Here is a 17264-nt window from a genome sequence, read left to right as displayed (position 1 = left end):
AAAACTTTAGCTATACGGACACGCTTGACACATAGGCGGGCGTAAGAGTTTCCCCAAACGCCCGCGCAAATGCTTTCAATTGTTCCAGAAAATGCACGCTATATGAATTCGTGAGCACTTCCGTTACGAAATCAAGCGTAACGACTCAAAAATTATTTTTTGCCGTCTTCTTTTACTTCTTCAAACTCAGCATCAACAACGTCGTCTTCTGGTGAAGATTGTTGTTGAGCACCTTCAGCACCCTGAGCTTGTTGAGCTTGCTGCTGAGCAATTTCCATCAGCTTTTGAGCCGCAGCCATCAGAGCTTGAGTTTTCGCATCAATCGCTTCTTTGTCGTCGCCATTGCGTGCTGTTTCTAGCTCAGAGATTGCAGCATCAATTTTCTCTTTCTCATCAGCTGGTAGAGCGTCACCCGCTTCTTCCATCTGCTTACGAGTGCCGTGAATCATTTGGTCAGCTTGGTTACGTGCAGTTGCTAGCTCTTCGAACTTTTTGTCCGCTTCTTTGTTAGCTTCTGCTTCTTGAACCATTTTCTCGATTTCTTCGTCGCTTAGACCACCAGAAGCTTGGATCGTAATCTTCTGCTCTTTACCGGTGTTTTTGTCTTTCGCGGAAACATTCAGAATACCATCGGCATCCAAGTCGAACGTTACTTCGATTTGCGGCATACCACGTGGTGCAGGCTGAATACCTTCTAGGTTAAATTGACCTAGAGATTTGTTGTAAGTCGCTTGCTTACGCTCACCTTGCAGTACGTGAATGGTTACTGCACTTTGGTTATCTTCCGCGGTTGAGAACACTTGGTTCGCTTTAGTCGGAATAGTGGTGTTCTTCTCGATAAGCTTGGTCATCACACCGCCCATGGTTTCGATACCAAATGACAGTGGCGTTACGTCAAGAAGAAGAACGTCTTTCACATCACCCGCAAGAACACCGCCTTGAATTGCAGCGCCGATAGCAACCGCTTCATCAGGGTTCACGTCTTTACGTGCGTCTTTACCAAAGAACTCAGCAACCTTAGCTTGAACCATAGGCATACGAGTTTGACCACCAACAAGGATTACGTCAGTGATATCACCAACAGAAAGATCCGCATCAGCCAGAGCAACTTTGAGTGGTTCAAGTGAACGTTGAACAAGGTCTTCAACTAGAGATTCTAGTTTCGCACGAGTCACTTTCACGTTCATGTGTTTAGGACCAGTTGCATCCGCAGTCACGTATGGCAAGTTAACGTCAGTTTGAGAAGCAGAAGAAAGCTCGATTTTCGCTTTTTCAGCCGCTTCTTTCACACGTTGCATCGCAAGTGGGTCTGTTTTTAGATCGATGCCTTGTTCTTTCTTGAACTCATCAACCAAGTAGTTGATTAGACGGTTATCAAAGTCTTCACCACCTAGGTGAGTATCACCGTTGGTTGCTAGAACTTCGAAGGTTTTCTCGCCTTCAACTTCATCAATTTCGATAATAGAGATATCGAATGTACCACCACCAAGGTCATAAACAGCGATAGTGCGATCACCGCCTTTTTTGTCTAGACCGTAAGCCAGCGCTGCTGCTGTTGGCTCGTTGATGATACGTTTCACTTCAAGACCCGCAATACGACCCGCATCTTTGGTTGCTTGACGCTGTGCATCGTTAAAGTAAGCAGGAACGGTAATAACAGCGCCTGTTACTTCTTCACCAAGGAAATCCTCAGCGGTTTTTTTCATTTTTTTCAGTACTTCAGCAGAAACCTGAGGAGCCGCCATTTGTTGGCCTTTAGCTTCAACCCAAGCATCACCGTTGTCTGCTTTAACGATTTTGTACGGCATGATAGAGATATCACGTTGTACTTCTTCGTCTTCAAAACGACGACCGATTAAACGCTTAATTGCAAATAGCGTGTTGGTTGGGTTAGTTACCGCTTGACGTTTTGCAGGCTGACCTACTAGCGTCTCACCATCTGTATATGCAATTACTGATGCTGTTGTACGCTCGCCTTCCGCATTTTCAATAACGCGTGGCTTGTCACCGTCTAATACAGCAACACATGAGTTAGTAGTACCTAAGTCAATACCAATGATTTTACCCATCAGGCTATCTCCGAATAAATTCTATTTTCGTTTGGTTTATATCCCCTTATGTGGGGATGGAGAATTGGGATTCAACCCTGCTCACAAACAAAAACATTAATGTTTGCTTCTCTTATGCACCTTAGATAAGGGCGCCAAATATGTTTTCAAGGGGGAATTCAAAAAAAGTTGTTCTTTTTCTTCTTTTCCGCCGTTATTTGAACAAATGTTGAATTTGTTCAGCTTACTGCATGAAAAAGGAGGCGATTCTCGCCTCCTTTTCAACTGACAATGTAGGCTATTTATTTTGAAACCATAACCATTGCAGGACGAATCACTCGGCCGTTCAATTCATAGCCTTTTTGCATCACAAACATCACCGTATTCGGCTCATGATCAGGGCTTTCTTGAATTGACATCGCTTGATGCAATTCTGGGTTAAACGCTTCCCCCTCAGGGTTGATTTCGCTCAAACCAAATTTCGTCACCACATCAATGAAGGTTTTATGTGTTAGCTCAACCCCTTCGAGGATTGGCTTCACAATTTCATTTTCAGCATCTGCCGCTTGAATCGCACGCTCTAAGTTATCAATAACTGGCAACAACTCTTCAGAGAATTTGTTCAGTGCGTATTTACGCGCCTTATCAATCTCTTGTTCGGTGCGGCGACGCATATTTTCAACTTCCGCCTTAGCACGAAGCACCGAGTCTTGTTGCTCTTTCACTTTCGCTTCGCTGGCCAACAGCGCGGCTTCAAGTTGAGCAATTTTGCTGTCTGCGTCATCTAGCTCTGATTCTTGGTTCCAATCGATATCCGCTTCCATACCCACAGCATCGACATCGTCTTGTTGTTCAACGTTCTCTGGCTGTAGTTCTTCTTCGTTCGGTTTGTTTTCTTCGTTGCTCATGAATATCTCCGAGAATTCAACGTTAAGGTGCTTGCCGCTCAGACCAGCGGAATTAAACACATAAAAATTCGCATAAATACGTGACTTGCCATTATTATGGGGATGAAGAAACTCGATTCAAGCCTATTTCGTGTGGAAAAGTTATGAAAACACCTTTTGAAACGATCGCCATCATTGGGAAACCAAGAGATCAGCAAGCAATTCAAACCCATAAAGAGCTTTACTGCTGGCTTTCAGAAGAAGGTTATTCCGTCTTTATTGATGATAGATTAAGCGATATTTTGGTCGATCTTCCACGCGAGCATTTTGCAAGCTTACTTGAACTTGGGCAAAAAGCCGATTTGGCGATCGTGGTGGGCGGTGATGGAAATATGCTGGGTGCCGCACGTGTTCTATCGCGCTTTGACGTGTCTGTTATTGGGGTTAATCGTGGCAATCTAGGGTTTCTTACGGATCTCAACCCTGAAGACTTTCAAGCCGCGCTGCAAAAAGTGTTGCAGGGTGAGTATATCGAAGAAGAACGCTTTTTACTCGAAGCGGAAGTGCATCGCCATGGGCAAATCAAAAGTCATAACTCGGCACTCAACGAAGCGGTTCTCCACCCAGGAAAAATCGCGCACATGATTGAATTTGAAGTTTATATTGATGACAGCTTTGCTTTCTCTCAGCGCTCGGATGGAATAATCGTCTCTACTCCAACCGGTTCAACTGCTTATTCTCTCTCTGGTGGTGGCCCTATTTTATCACCAAGTTTAAATGCCATTTCGTTGGTTCCTATGTTTCCTCATACCTTGTCTTCTCGTCCTCTCGTGGTCGATGGCAATCGCCAAATTAAACTCATCGTCTCACCAGATAATCGAGGAACACAAGAAGTAAGCTGCGATGGGCAAATCTCTTTACCTGTCTCTCCTGGGGACGAAGTGCTTATTTATCAAAGCCCTAACGTTCTGCGTCTTATCCACCCTCAAGATTACAGCTACTATCACGTCCTACGAAATAAATTAGGTTGGTCAAGTAAGTTGTTCTAGTTCCAAATTTTTTCAACTGAACAAAAAAAACGCACTTCAAGATCTTTACTGTATAAAGAAACAGTATATACTGTTCTCTTATACAGTATTGTTCAATTATACAGGTGCAAAAATGCTGGCTCATCTAAGTGTTAATAATTTCGCTATCGTCAAATCCTTACAACTGGAACTTGCTAAAGGAATGACCACCATCACTGGGGAAACTGGTGCGGGTAAATCGATCGCCATTGATGCTCTCGGCTTATGTTTAGGTGGCCGCGCAGAAGCTGGTATGGTGAGGCCTGGGGAGGAAAAAACCGAGGTTAGCGCCGCGTTTTTGCTCGACAATAATATTCACGCCTCGCGCTGGCTGGAAGATAACGATCTCCTTGATGGCAGCGAATGCATATTGCGCCGTATTATCACCAAAGAAGGCCGTTCTCGTGCGTTCATTAATGGTAGCCCAGTGCCTTTATCTCAATTGAAATCACTAGGGCAATTACTGGTCAACATCCATGGACAACATGCCCATCATCAATTGATGAAAAGTGAGCATCAAATGTCGATGCTTGACCAGTACGCAGGCCACGTCAACCTGACCACAGCGACTCGTAAGGCGTACCAAAAGTGGCGACAAGCGGATAATCAGCTCAAACAACTGCGCGAAAACAGCCAACAAAACCTCGCACAAAAGCAGCTACTCGAATATCAAATCAAAGAACTTAACGAGTTAGACATTGGCGAAGAAGAGTTTACTGAGTTAGAACAAGAACATAAGCGTCTCGCTAATAGCGGTGAACTGGCGGCAACCTGCCAACAGGTCATTGAGCAGCTTTATGAAGGCGAAGAAGTTAACGCATTGGGTATTTTGCAAACCGCTAGCCATTCAATGATTCAAATTGCTGAAATGGACAACTCACTGAGCGAGCTTCCAAACCTAATTTCAGAAGCGATGATTCAGATTGAAGAAGCCAACAATGAATTACGCAGCTACCTTGATAGTATTGATGTCGACCCAGCACGAATGGCCTTTGTTGAAGAACGCTTCTCCAAAGTTATGTCGGTGTCTCGTAAACATAGTGTTATGCCAGAGGAGCTTTATCAGCATCATCAAAATTTGCGACAAGAAATAGAGCAACTTGATTGCTCTGATGAGCGAATTGAAGCGATCGAAGCTGAAGTAGAATCGCTGTATCAAGCCTTTTTAGTCAGCGCTGAGAAGCTGCATAAATCTCGTAGTCGCTATGCCAAAGAACTGAATAAGCTGATCACCAAGAGTATGCATGAGTTAAGTATGGAGAAAGCACAATTCTCTATTGAAGTGATGAATAATAACGAACATCCATCACCACTCGGCATGGATTCCGTCTGCTTCTTAGTCTCAACCAACCCAGGCCAGCCCTTGCAGCCAATTTCAAAAGTGGCTTCCGGTGGTGAATTGTCACGAATTTCATTGGCGATTCAAGTAATTACGGCACAAAAAGTCGATACTCCAAGCCTGATTTTTGATGAAGTAGACGTAGGGATCAGCGGACCAACAGCGGCCGTTGTTGGCCGTATGCTTCGCCAACTTGGTGAATCAACTCAGGTATTGTGTGTTACTCATTTACCTCAAGTTGCAGGCTGTGGTCATCAACAACTGTTTGTGGCAAAACAAACCAAGAAAGGCCATACCGAAACACAAATGCACTGTTTAGACCAAGAGCAACGTATTTCTGAGCTCGCTCGCTTATTGGGTGGAAGTGAGATTACCCAATCAACGCTTGCCAATGCCAAAGAGCTATTAATCGCCGCGTAAACACAGAAATATTCGCTTAACTTTGCAACCAAATTCAAAAATAACGGTCTGAAACAATTCAATCGCTGGGCATGTTTTTACTTTCATGCCCCGCTTGGTTTATCATCACCGCAGTTTTATGATTTCTCAGTAGTAGAATTTGAGTATGCAAATGAAAAAGTGGCTTGTAGCCCTACCGCTCGCGATGACCATACTGACAGGTTGCTCTTTGGCAGAGAAACTGGTTTATCGTATCGACATCAATCAAGGAAACTATGTTGAACAGCAAGCTGTTGATCAGCTCAAATTTGGCATGACAAAGGAACAGGTGCGTTACGTTATGGGTTCGCCAATGTTAATCGAAAATGGCTACCCTGACACTTGGTACTACATTTACCACCATACCGAAGGTCACCATGACTCCATTCAAAAAAACTTAGTGGTGAACTTTAATGATAAAGGTCAACTGGTTAACCTGAATGGCGACTTTGAAGCCAGTGATAAGTTTTTTGAAGGTTTGAATTAATCCGCTAATACGCAACCACAATGTGTGTGCCAACAATATTCGCGTTTTCTGTTATTCAAACTCGCTATACAAAAAGAAGGCTTGTTACAACGAGCCTTCTTTTTTGCGCTGGGTATTCGGTTTACCGCCAGTCACAGGGTCTGCAGTTCCTTTTTGTTTAGCCTGCTCAGCTCGCTTACGACGAATCTCTTTGGGATCAGCTAATAAAGGACGATAAATTTCAATACGATCATGGTCGCGAACCGTTGCATCGAGCTTCACATTCCGGCTAAACACACCGACCTTATTCTTGGACAAATCTATCTCAGGATAGAGTTCTAATACACCTGATTCAGATATAATTTCCTCTACGGTCATCGATTTGTTCACCACCATCGTAAAGACTCGCTGCTCTTGTGGAAGCGCATAGACGACTTCAACATGGATCATATCTGATTCAATACTCATGCAGGAACACCGGTTTTATTTGCTGGTTGATAGACATGCTTTGCTCGCTGAGTGAATGCGTTCACCATATTATTGGTCAGTTCACTAAATACTTTGCCAAACGCCATTTCTATCATTTTGCTTGAAAAATCAAATTCTAATTTCAATTCAACTTTACATGCTTGCTCATCGAGTGGCGTAAAGTACCATCCACCTTGTAAGCTTTTGAATGGCCCATCGACCAAATTCATTAAAATGGCTTCGCAAGGAATAAGCGTATTGGACGTGGTAAACGTTTTGCTAATCCCCGCTTTGGAGACATCAACAGAAGCCACCATCGCAGTCGCTGAGCTTTCTAGTACTCTCGAACCGGAACACCCAGGCAAAAACTCAGGATATTTTGCGACATCATTGACGAGGTCATACATCTGCTCAGCACTAAAAGAGACCAGTGCAGAGCGAGTGACTTGCTTCATACAAACTCCTATAACGACAGCCTGATTCTCAAGCTTTGGTTAATTTTACTGTTATTCACGCTTTGCGCAAATAAAAGCATTTCCTAACCCACTTGTGATCCGTATAATGCTCCCATTATGGCAAAGAAAAAATCAAAACAAAAAGCGGGTAGCAATACCATCGCACTCAACAAAAAAGCTCGCCACGAGTACTTCATTGAAGATGAGTACGAAGCGGGCCTTGAGTTACAAGGCTGGGAAGTCAAATCACTTCGCCAAGGCAAAGCAAATATCGCTGAAAGCTATGTTTTCATGCGTGACGGAGAGGCTTTTATCAGTGGGATGACAATTACACCACTGACTCAAGCCTCCACCCATGTGGTTTCTGAGCCAACACGGGTTCGTAAACTGCTACTTTCGCGTCGTGAACTCGATAACCTATTTGGTCGAATCAACCGTGAAGGCATGACTTTAACCGCTCTATCCCTTTATTGGTCTCGCTCTTGGGCGAAGCTGAAAATTGGTGTGGCTAAAGGTAAAAAACTTCACGATAAGCGTACTGATTTAAAAGACAAAGATTGGCAACGTCAAAAAGCGCGTGTGATGAAAAGTTCACTGCGTTAATCTTAACCAATCAAACGCATAGAGCTAGACAGCCGCTACTTATCTGTTACTATGCACACCATACCTTGGGGCTGATTCAGGATTCGACGGGAATTTTGCAGTCTAAGGTGCATGCCGAGGTGCGGTAGGCCTCGTTAACAAACCGCAAAAAAATAGTCGCAAACGACGAAAACTACGCACTAGCAGCTTAATAACCTGCTTAGAGCCCTTCCTCCCTAGCTTCCGCTTGTAAGACGGGGATTCAGGAAGGTCAAACCAAATCAAGCTGGCGTGGATTCCCCCACCTGAGGGATGAAGCGTGAGATATAATTCAGGTTAGTCATTCGGTCGCGTGTCGGTTCGCAGTCGGGTGGTGAAATTAAAGATCGACTAAGCATGTAGTACCGAAGATGAATGGTTTCCGGACGCGGGTTCAACTCCCGCCAGCTCCACCAATTCTAAGTTTAAAGACGTCCTAGAGCGTCTTTTTTCTTGCCTTTAACAAATTAAAATCAATAACTTACAACTTATTTTTGGCAAAGTGCCTCTATCATCGCTTTGAAATCATCAAACGTTCTAGCGAATAAGCTAGCGATGCGCTCATCAAAAATCCATCCTTCGTAAATAGCTTAGACAATCGAGCAAACATTGTGGAGTTTAGCCACATCACACCCTTGCCAATAACCGATACACTGGATGCCATCAGATTTGGGTGAACTAAAATGCTCAACATATCACTACCCTGCTGATGACCAGCTGATGTGTAAATGGCCACAATCACACTCTCATTTGGCCAAGCATTTCATTCACACTCAGCCAACAAAGAGTTGGTGCTATCAAACTGCTTTAACACAGTGATATCTCGTCGAATCCGATTGGAGTCTCGATTCACGGTGCAAAGCACCTTCTCTGTGTCTTAACACCATCATATTCTTCATCTTCGAGGAGGTAACATGTCAGTCTCTTATGATTTTTCTGGAAAGGTAGCCTTAGTAACAGGGGCCGCATCTGGAATGGGCTTTTCAACGGCGCAGGCGTACGCCAAAGCAGGCGCCTCAGTAATGCTATCGGATGTCAACCAACAAGCATTAGATGCCGCGGTAACCGAAATCAACCAATCCGGAGGAAAAGCGGCGGGATTCGTTTGTGACGTCACCAAAGAAGAACAAGTCGCCGCATTAGTCGCGCAGACTGTTGAGCAGTTCGGCGGTTTGGATATGGCATTTAATAACGCGGGTATTCAAGTTCCTGCTATCGATGCTGCAGATGAGCAAGCGGAAGATTTCGATCGCGTCAACGCGATAAACCTTCGTGGAGTTTGGGCAAGCATGAAACACGAGCTAAAATACATGCGCGACCAAGGTCACGGCTCTATTGTAAACTGCGCGTCTATTGGCGGCCTTGTCGGGCTTGGGAAGCTTGCTTCCTACCACGCCTCTAAACACGGCGTCGTTGGCTTAACAAAAAGTGCAGCTCTCGAATATGCTACGCGAGGAATTCGTGTAAATGCGGTTTGCCCTGCCGCAATCGACACTCCTATGGTCGCGGACATGAAAGAGAAAGGCGTTCTCACCGACGACATCATTGAAGGTATCCAGCCCATTAGCCGGCTCGGCAAAGGTGAAGAAGTTGCGGCAGCGGTATTGTGGCTAAGCAGCGATGCAGCATCTTTTGTTTTAGGCGTATCGCTCCCAGTAGACGGCGGAGCAACCGCTCGTTAAAGCCAAATGGCCATTAACGTGACTGAATAAGCGAGGAAATTTCCTCGCTTATTTTATACCTTGAATTTATCGCGTCTCCAGCATTCCCCATTGCACTAAACAATGTCGTTTCACTTCTTCTATCACGGCTTTATTACGGAATTAAAACGCGTTTCTGACATATCAAAATTAAATTCTCACTCTCTTAACTATCGATTCAATCATTGCCTCCACACACAACTTTCTAATTAATATTCTCATTATTAATACGATATTAGTGCTAGAACTGATCGTCGTTGTCATGACGTGATTATTCGCATTATGAAGGTATTAAATCTCGTATAAGACCATGTAGTAAAAAGAAGTTTCATTAACGAGACTCGCCTCATGTTGGAGATCACACTTCCTTTCACTATGGTATCTTATCGTGCTTAAAGGAAGTGGTACAAAGGGAATTCGGTTGTCACCCTTAGAGTTAATCCTTCTGACTTAAACACTCTTAACTGACTGAAATAAATGATTTTATTTTTAATTCTGTCGTTACTTAGATGACTTACTCGTTGATAGATTTTCTAAACGATAACGCTTTAGGGGAGCGGTAAACCTTAGGGCGGCAGCGTGGGTGGGCATCATATGTTCATGCCCTTTCAGTCAAGTGAATGACTTGAAAACCGAAAAAGAATGTAGCCTTGGCATAAGGAAATAACAAAATATCTTCTTTATTAGAGCATTATAGATTTTTAGTAAAAAACTATAATTTTTGCACTTACTAAAGTTCTGACTTCAATTCTAAAAATTATATCGTTGCAAGGAAACACTCTTAAATGATAGGTAATATTTTAAAATGGCAAACAATGTCAAAAGCCTTTATATTTTTTATATCTATGGGGCAAGTTGCCATATTAGCTAGATTGCTAGAGTTATCAGACTTTGGTGTTGTAGCTATTGTCATGGTTGTTATCAATATTTCTCAGATCCTCGCTGATTTGGGCATGGCAAACTATTTAGTACATAAGCAAAAGGTTTCCAGCGTTCTTAATTCCACAGTATTTTGGTTTTGTGCATCATCAGGATTGCTGTTGTTTCTCTTTCTTTGCGCCATTACCCCACTTGTAGCAAATATGTATGATAATAGTGAGATATTATCTTTGCTGCCTTTTGCTGCTCTAACCTTTGTTCCCCTTTCGTTATCCGCCCAGCTTCAAGCTCGATATGTATGTGATTTCAAGCTCAACCTGTTGGCAAAGTTCGATATGATTTCCAGATTTGCCGGCACTGTACTCACAGTATCAACGGCTTATTTTGGTATGGGCGCAGCATCCATATTCTTTGGTTCTGTATTTACCAGTTTTGTTCGTTGCTTTTTAATTTGGGGCTACGCCGACAAGAGTTGGTATCCTAAATTTTCGTTTTCAATGGAAGAGGCAAAGGGAGCTTGGCGTTATGGTATTTATCAGATTGGCTCGCAACTGATTAACCAATTCATATTAAACCTAGATACGCTATTGTTAGGTTTCTACATTAGCAGCAACCAGTTAGGTGCATTCAACCTAGCCAAACAACTTACTCGCAAACCTTCTGAGTTTATACTGCCTATTGCTAGAAGCATCAGTTTGCCGCTGTTCGCTTCATCGCAAAAAGACATGGGCAAGATGAACGAGATAGCAAGAAAAGCCCACACTTATGTCTCTGCGGTTTTGATTTTTCCATACGCAATAATGTGTATGTTGAACGAAGAACTGATCTCCTTTGTGTATGGTGATGGAAAACTAGAAGTCGCTTATTTCATGGTGCCATTAGCTATTTTCTGGGGCGTACGCTCTGTGGGTGGTGCATTAGTGGGAACGCTGACTCAAGGTTTAGGCAAAACCAAAATCGATTTTTATTGGAACCTATCAGTACTGGGCCTATTTGGTGTGATGTACTCAGTCCTTGCCCGCTACGGAGCTTACAATCTCGCTTGGGGCAGTGCGGTGCTTCAAACTTTATTGCTAAACGTCGTATTCCTGGTTTTCTATAAACGTATTATTAATTTTAAATACTCTTGGTATATAACCCCAATTATAACTTTCCTCGTTATATCCGTCGGGTCCATTTTCATATCTGAGTATTTTGTTTCATATGCATCACTCATTCACAGTAATTTTGTGTACTTAACACTAATATCAATTATATCGATAGGTATCTACTACATGGGATATTACGTTACTCATAACAGCTCAGCACCTGTCCCTACACCAATGGGTTTAATCAATAAAAAGAAGAAACTAGGATAATAACGGAAAGATAAAAATGAAAATTGCAGTGTATACGAATAACTTTCCAAATATCTCTCAGACATTTGTTATAAACCAAATAAGTGGTTTAATTGATTTGGGCGCTGATGTTGATGTCATCACGAGTACTGTCCTAAGAGATAGCATGATGCATGATACCGTCGAAAAATATAACTTGATGGATAGTGTTATATGTAAAAAAGTGTCCGACACACCCAAATTAAAGCGTCTGCTTTTAACAGCCAAGAATGCGACTAAGTTAATATTGCAAGGAAAATTTAGGACCGTATTAAGTGTTATTCGTGATCCACTGATCACCAATGACCAAAAAGTAGACTTACTATATTGGTCAAGCCTTAATCTTCCAAAAAGACAATATGATAATATCATTTGCCATTTTGGTACTAACGGTTACTACGTATGTAAAATGAGAGAGATCGGGATCATCGGTGGACCAATATCAACCATATTCCATGGATATGAACTCAGCCGTTATCGTACCCTCAAAGAAAATAAGCCTCACTACAAAAAGCTATTTGAATTAGGTGACTTGATGCTACCTATCAGTCATCTATGGAAAGATAAGCTTATCGAAATGGGCTGCAAACCAGAAAAAATTCGCGTACATCGTATGGGCATTGATGTGAATGATTTTACACTAAGAGACGTTGATTCAGAATTATCAACACCTTTAAAAGTTATTCAAGTCGGACGCCTTACAGATAAAAAGGCGATCTTGGACTCTATTAATGCCGTTCTGCTTGCATCTAAAAAAATCCCTATCGAGTTTACAATCATCGGTGATGGTGAGCTATACAACGAAGCCAAAGATCTCATTGAAAAATCTAACGCGAATTCGTTTATTCACCTATTAGGCAAACAACCTCAGAAAGTCGTTAAAGATAAACTCGATGAAGCGGACATATTCCTGTTGCCTAGTGTAAAAGCAAAAGATGGTGATATGGAAGGCGTACCCGTGGCACTCATGGAAGCAATGGCCAAAGGGCTAATTACGTTATCGACTTACCACTCAGGTATCCCTGAATTAATAGAAAATGACGTGTCCGGTTACTTAGTCAATGAAGCGAGTATTAATGAACTTTCAGACACACTGATTAAAATTAGTCAGTTATCACCGGAAAAGGTTGAGAGTATTCGTAGAAACGCGCGAGAAAAATGTGAATCTGAATTTAATAACATCACTCTTAATAAAAACATTTTCAACTATTCAAATTTAGTTTTAGTTTGATATAAATTTAAGCATAACTATAAGGTATATGTCTCCAATGAAGTATTCGATAATTGTACCTCATTTTAATGACTTTAAATCTCTTGAGAGGCTTCTTGACAGTATACCTCACCGAGATGATATTGAAGTCATTGTTGTAGATGATAAAAGTACAGATACTTATGAACTGACTAATATAAAGTCTAAATGTATTTTTTTAGACAATAATACTGAGCAAAAAAGTGCGGGAACATGCCGTAATTTAGGACTTAAAATTGCCAAAGGTAAGTGGTTACTTTTTGCAGACTCAGATGATGTTTTTACTGACGAAGCTTTCAACTACTTAGATGCCGTTTCCCAAAGTAATGATGATATCATTTACTTTAAGTCTTTGAGTTTAGTAGAAGAGACGGGTGAAATTTCAGATAGAAACTCTTACCTATTGGATTTAGTCAATCAGCATTTACAAACTGGTGATGAATCTATCCGCTATCGTTACTACCCGCCTTGGGGTAAATTAATCAGACACCAGCTCGTTAAAGATAACAATATCTCTTTTGACCAAGTTATGGCCTCTAATGATGTCATGTTTTCTGTTAAAACCGGTTATTACGCAAAGTCAATCTCTTCTGTTGACAAGCCAATTTATTGCGTCATGCAACGAAAAAATAGTTTAACGACTAAACCATCTAAGAAAAATCAAAAAATAAGGTTAGTTGTCGAGCTTAATAAAAATGATTTCTTATATGAAAAAGGATTAAAATACTACCAGACTTCATTGCAATCATTATTATCAAAATATAAAGATGTTCTTTCGTCTGAAACATCGTTTAGAATAGTAAGATCTTTTATTTCATTCAGACAAAGAGTATTGCCTAACAGCATTCAAGATAAGCTGGGTTTCAAATAATAAAGTATCATTATATAAACCTAAAATGAGAAAGCCCTTACCAAAATAACAATATTTCGAGGTTAGGATTCATTAAGGTCCCAGGCCAAGTTCAAGCATATGGACACGGCTATCATATAAATATAAATTATAATTTAAATTGAGTTTAAACAATATGAAGAAAATACTAATCGTTGGCAACCACTCTTGCTCAAACAGAGGTGACGCAGCAATTTTACGTGGTCTAATCGATTTCTTGGAAAGTGAATTTCAAGAATACGATATTGATATAACATCCCGATATACTGATGGAGCGCAGTTTTTTTTCGGCCATAAAGTTTTTAAAGACACACTCTCATTGGCCAGAAAGCAATATACATCAATATGGGGTCGAATCGAGAAAAGGCTTGTTAACCGAATTGTCCTGCCTAAATATCTCGATAAAAAAATCACTTCACCTAAATTGCTTCCAAAAGCCTATAAGGAATTTGCTGAGTTCATTCAACCTTATGATTTGGTTATTCAAGTCGGGGGCTCTTTTTTTGTAGACTTATATGGTGTCGCGCAATTTGAAGCCGCAGCAGTGGCGATTCGTGAAGAAAAGCCCTTCCTTATTATTGGCCATAGCGTAGGCCCTTTTAAAGATCCAAACGTTGCTAAGGTCGCGAATAAAGTCTTCAAGCAAGCGAACTCTTTAATTCTGAGAGAATCGGTTAGTGAAGAACATTTAGACGAAGTAAATGTTAACTCCAACCATTATGTTTTGGGCAGTGATACCGCATGGTTAATTGACCCAACTAAATACAATCCGGATATTGAAAACTTAGAGCGCCGATATATTAAAGACAAACCAACGGTTGCGATTACTATGCGAGAGCTTGCGCCTTTTGATGTTCGACTCGGCGTATCCCAAGCACAGTATGAAGCGAAAGTTGCACACTTATGCCAGTCTCTCATTGAGAGTGGCTATAATGTCATCGCATTATCGACATGTACGGGTTTCGATAACTACCATCGAGATGATCGTATTCCTGCCCTTCGCGTGGGAAGAATAGTGAACGACTCAGAAAATTACTCTGTGGTCATGGACGAGTTAACCGATATCGAACTCGGCACGCTGTTGTCTAAATGTGTGTTAACCATCGGTACTCGTCTACATAGTGCTATTCTATCTATGCGTTTTGGTACCCCAGCCTTTGCTGTTTATTATGAGCATAAGTCTCAAGGGATTCTGAATAAAATAGATATGGGTGATTACTCAATCGACATCAACAGCTTAGATACTGAAAGTTTCAAAAACCGAGTTTTGGACAAAATTGCCAATATCGAGTCGGAACGTGAAGCGATGAACCAGAAGTTGAGTGTCGAAATAGAACGATGCAAGAGCGTTATTCGAAGCGAGTTAGCGAAAGTTGAGGTCTCGAGTGTAGAGCTTGAGCGCCCAAGCCCAGTGGTTTCGAATCCTGTCTCGGAAGTCTAGTGCCTTTCGGCTCTATACCACGACCACAACGTGATTAAAACGCATATAGCTTTTCACAACGGACATCCTCGAATGTCCGTTTTTTTATACATCTCATCACTCATCTCATCGATAACTTCCTTTTATTCACACTTTTCACCATTGCTACCTAGGGCTAAATAATCGCACCGAGAAGAAAAGTATTGCTCCTAATATCTGCCTTATGCTGGGCGTTGTTTTTCATCAACAGCTATTACCTGCATAAACGTCAAAACGGAGTTTACTATGCCCTACCATCCTGCTTATTTTGTTTTGAGGCGATATACAAATTCTCTCGTCCCTCTTCTCTTTACCTTTTTATTAACACTGCTGATTACGGCTTGCGACGATGATGATTCCCACTACACGCTCACCGTAAACGCGACAGAGCATGGCAGTGTGAACGTCTCTCCTGAGGCAACAAATTACCCTGCAGGCACGCAAGTCAGCTTGACGGCAACGCCAGAGCAAGGCTACGTGTTTACTGGTTGGAGTGGTGATCACCCCAGCGAAAACCCTCTAACCTTAGAGATCGATGGTGATCAATCCATTCAAGCTAATTTTGAGTTAGGCGTAACGATTAATCTTTCAGAGGCCGAACACGGACAAGTCATCATCGATCCACCGATCGAGTCTGGCACGGTGGTTCCTTTTGGTAGTCAGTTCACCATTACTGCACTGCCAGATAATGGTTATGCGATTGACTCTATCTATAAAATGATTTGGGTCGTTGGTACTTGGAGCGCCTATCTTGACGAATCAACCTCCTCACCGCATACCATCGTAACGGACAAGCAAGACGCGCGATTTAAAATCTACGGCGGAGACCTTGATAGCTACACCATTGGCGCGAGTTTTATTCCTGACGATACATGGCAAGACCTGCAAATCACAGAGGATATCGTCTACGCCACTCCAGGAAGTAAAGCGCTTAAATACGATGTTTACACGCCACCAGGGGCGGTTGATTTACCCATCGTTGTCATCGTTCATGGTGGAGGGTGGAGTTTAAACTCTGAAGATATTATGCGTGGCCAAGCGCGTTATATCGCTGAAAGTGGTCGTTATGTGGTCGCCAGTATTGACTATCGACTGTTGGTTGACCTTGACGAGCCAGCACCCACTCATGCCGACATGATCGAAGATGTCTACGGCGCAATTGCCCATATTCAGGAAAACGCCGCTGTGTATGGCGGCGACGCCTCTCAAGTCATTATCACTGGAGACAGCGCTGGCGGTCATCTTAGCGCGAGTGCTGGGCTATTAACTCCCTACATCGGTTCGCAAGGCTATACTGGAGAAATCGGCCAATCCTACTTTATGCCAAGCTACATTCCATCCAGTATGAGTGTGGATCAACTCCAGCAGCAGATTTCCAACTCACTGCTCGCGGTGGCACCAAGCTATGGTGCGTTTAATCGAACAGATGGTGTTGGCGATATGGATCCTGCCGTTGAACCCATAAGCAATATTCCTTCATCTAACCAGCGTCTGTTACCTCCGTTTTATCTTCAAGTCGGATCAGATGACACTACCGTTGGGCCAGAAGGTGTTCGTCAATTCGCTCAGGCACTTGAAGATGCGGGTCAACAGGTTGAATTTGTCGAATATCCTGGCGTGGGCCACGCTTACTTTGATTGGAAACCAGAAGCCGGGGTTCGCGAGACCTTTAACACCGTTGGCAAACCCGCGCTGGATGACATGATCGCCTTTTTTGATGCGGTCGTCGCGAGTAACAATTAACGGCGCTCACCACATATCACTCTCGACCCACCCGCTTAAATTCCCTGGTGGGAGAGAGTGATAATAAACACGATAAAATGAACACCATTTTTAAAACTTGGCTCCCAAATCAAAGACTTCAACGCCCTAAAATGTACGATTAGGCAAGTATTTGGTAGGAATCAGTCTGTCTAAAAACTC

At 42.4% G+C, this 17264-nt stretch carries 14 protein-coding genes and 1 other RNA gene; 11 read left to right on the top strand and 4 right to left on the bottom strand.

The window, feature by feature from the left end:
* Window positions 1-152: 152 nt before the first annotated feature.
* Together dnaK and grpE are read right to left on the bottom strand one after the other, a co-directional pair.
* Entirely contained in the window at window positions 153-2069 is a 1917-nt protein-coding gene (gene dnaK / locus M1D72_RS10240; protein ID WP_390191260.1) for a molecular chaperone DnaK, read from the bottom strand.
* Between the two features lie 281 nt (window positions 2070-2350).
* On the bottom strand, window positions 2351-2956 hold the full coding sequence (grpE, locus tag M1D72_RS10235; protein WP_390191263.1) for a nucleotide exchange factor GrpE: 606 nt from the start codon (window positions 2954-2956) through the stop codon (window positions 2351-2353).
* A 143-nt stretch (window positions 2957-3099) separates the two neighbouring features.
* On the opposite strand from grpE, the gene nadK reads away from it, so the two are divergent.
* From nadK to bamE, 3 genes are all read left to right on the top strand, one after another.
* Entirely contained in the window at window positions 3100-3984 is an 885-nt protein-coding gene (gene nadK, locus M1D72_RS10230) for an NAD(+) kinase (protein ID WP_456296814.1), read from the top strand.
* A gap of 112 nt (window positions 3985-4096) precedes the next feature.
* Complete coding sequence (gene recN / locus M1D72_RS10225; RefSeq protein ID WP_456296813.1) at window positions 4097-5761, top strand: DNA repair protein RecN; 1665 nt, start codon at window positions 4097-4099, stop codon at window positions 5759-5761.
* 145 nt (window positions 5762-5906) lie between these two features.
* Window positions 5907-6266 (top strand): outer membrane protein assembly factor BamE, encoded by a 360-nt coding sequence (gene bamE, locus M1D72_RS10220; protein ID WP_390191267.1) that lies wholly within the window; start codon window positions 5907-5909, stop codon window positions 6264-6266.
* An 84-nt stretch (window positions 6267-6350) separates the two neighbouring features.
* Here the strand turns inward: bamE and M1D72_RS10215 are convergent, their stop codons facing one another.
* Both M1D72_RS10215 and M1D72_RS10210 read right to left on the bottom strand, forming a co-directional pair.
* Window positions 6351-6713: an RnfH family protein gene (locus tag M1D72_RS10215; RefSeq protein WP_390191269.1), complete on the bottom strand. Its 363-nt coding sequence runs from the start codon at window positions 6711-6713 to the stop codon at window positions 6351-6353.
* Window positions 6710-7168, bottom strand: a complete 459-nt coding sequence (locus M1D72_RS10210; RefSeq protein ID WP_456296812.1) for an SRPBCC family protein — start codon at window positions 7166-7168, stop codon at window positions 6710-6712. Before M1D72_RS10210 ends, M1D72_RS10215 begins: the two co-directional genes overlap by 4 nt.
* A 117-nt stretch (window positions 7169-7285) precedes the next feature.
* On the opposite strand from M1D72_RS10210, the gene smpB reads away from it, so the two are divergent.
* The 8 genes from smpB to M1D72_RS10170 all read left to right on the top strand — a co-directional run bounded on the left by smpB (window position 7286) and on the right by M1D72_RS10170 (window position 17084).
* Window positions 7286-7771: an SsrA-binding protein SmpB gene (gene smpB, locus M1D72_RS10205; RefSeq protein WP_390191273.1), complete on the top strand. Its 486-nt coding sequence runs from the start codon at window positions 7286-7288 to the stop codon at window positions 7769-7771.
* A 67-nt stretch (window positions 7772-7838) separates the two neighbouring features.
* Window positions 7839-8205, top strand: a transfer-messenger RNA (tmRNA) gene (ssrA, locus tag M1D72_RS10200).
* A 498-nt stretch (window positions 8206-8703) separates the two neighbouring features.
* A complete protein-coding gene (locus M1D72_RS10195) occupies window positions 8704-9471 on the top strand; it encodes a glucose 1-dehydrogenase (RefSeq protein ID WP_390191283.1) in 768 nt (255 codons plus the stop codon).
* A gap of 803 nt (window positions 9472-10274) precedes the next feature.
* Window positions 10275-11726, top strand: a complete 1452-nt coding sequence (locus tag M1D72_RS10190; protein ID WP_456296811.1) for an oligosaccharide flippase family protein — start codon at window positions 10275-10277, stop codon at window positions 11724-11726.
* Window positions 11727-11742: 16 nt separating this feature from the next.
* Window positions 11743-12975: a glycosyltransferase gene (locus M1D72_RS10185; protein WP_456296810.1), complete on the top strand. Its 1233-nt coding sequence runs from the start codon at window positions 11743-11745 to the stop codon at window positions 12973-12975.
* Between the two features lie 37 nt (window positions 12976-13012).
* Window positions 13013-13864, top strand: coding sequence for a glycosyltransferase family 2 protein (locus M1D72_RS10180; protein ID WP_390191290.1), 852 nt, complete (start codon window positions 13013-13015; stop codon window positions 13862-13864).
* A 154-nt stretch (window positions 13865-14018) separates the two neighbouring features.
* Window positions 14019-15323: a colanic acid biosynthesis pyruvyl transferase WcaK gene (gene wcaK, locus M1D72_RS10175; RefSeq protein WP_456296809.1), complete on the top strand. Its 1305-nt coding sequence runs from the start codon at window positions 14019-14021 to the stop codon at window positions 15321-15323.
* A 264-nt stretch (window positions 15324-15587) separates the two neighbouring features.
* Window positions 15588-17084, top strand: coding sequence for an alpha/beta hydrolase fold domain-containing protein (locus tag M1D72_RS10170; protein WP_456296808.1), 1497 nt, complete (start codon window positions 15588-15590; stop codon window positions 17082-17084).
* Window positions 17085-17264 lie beyond the last annotated feature (180 nt).

The sequence above is a fragment of the Vibrio sp. AK197 genome (assembly GCF_053903115.1).
This window is presented reverse-complemented; position numbering and strand designations above follow the sequence as displayed.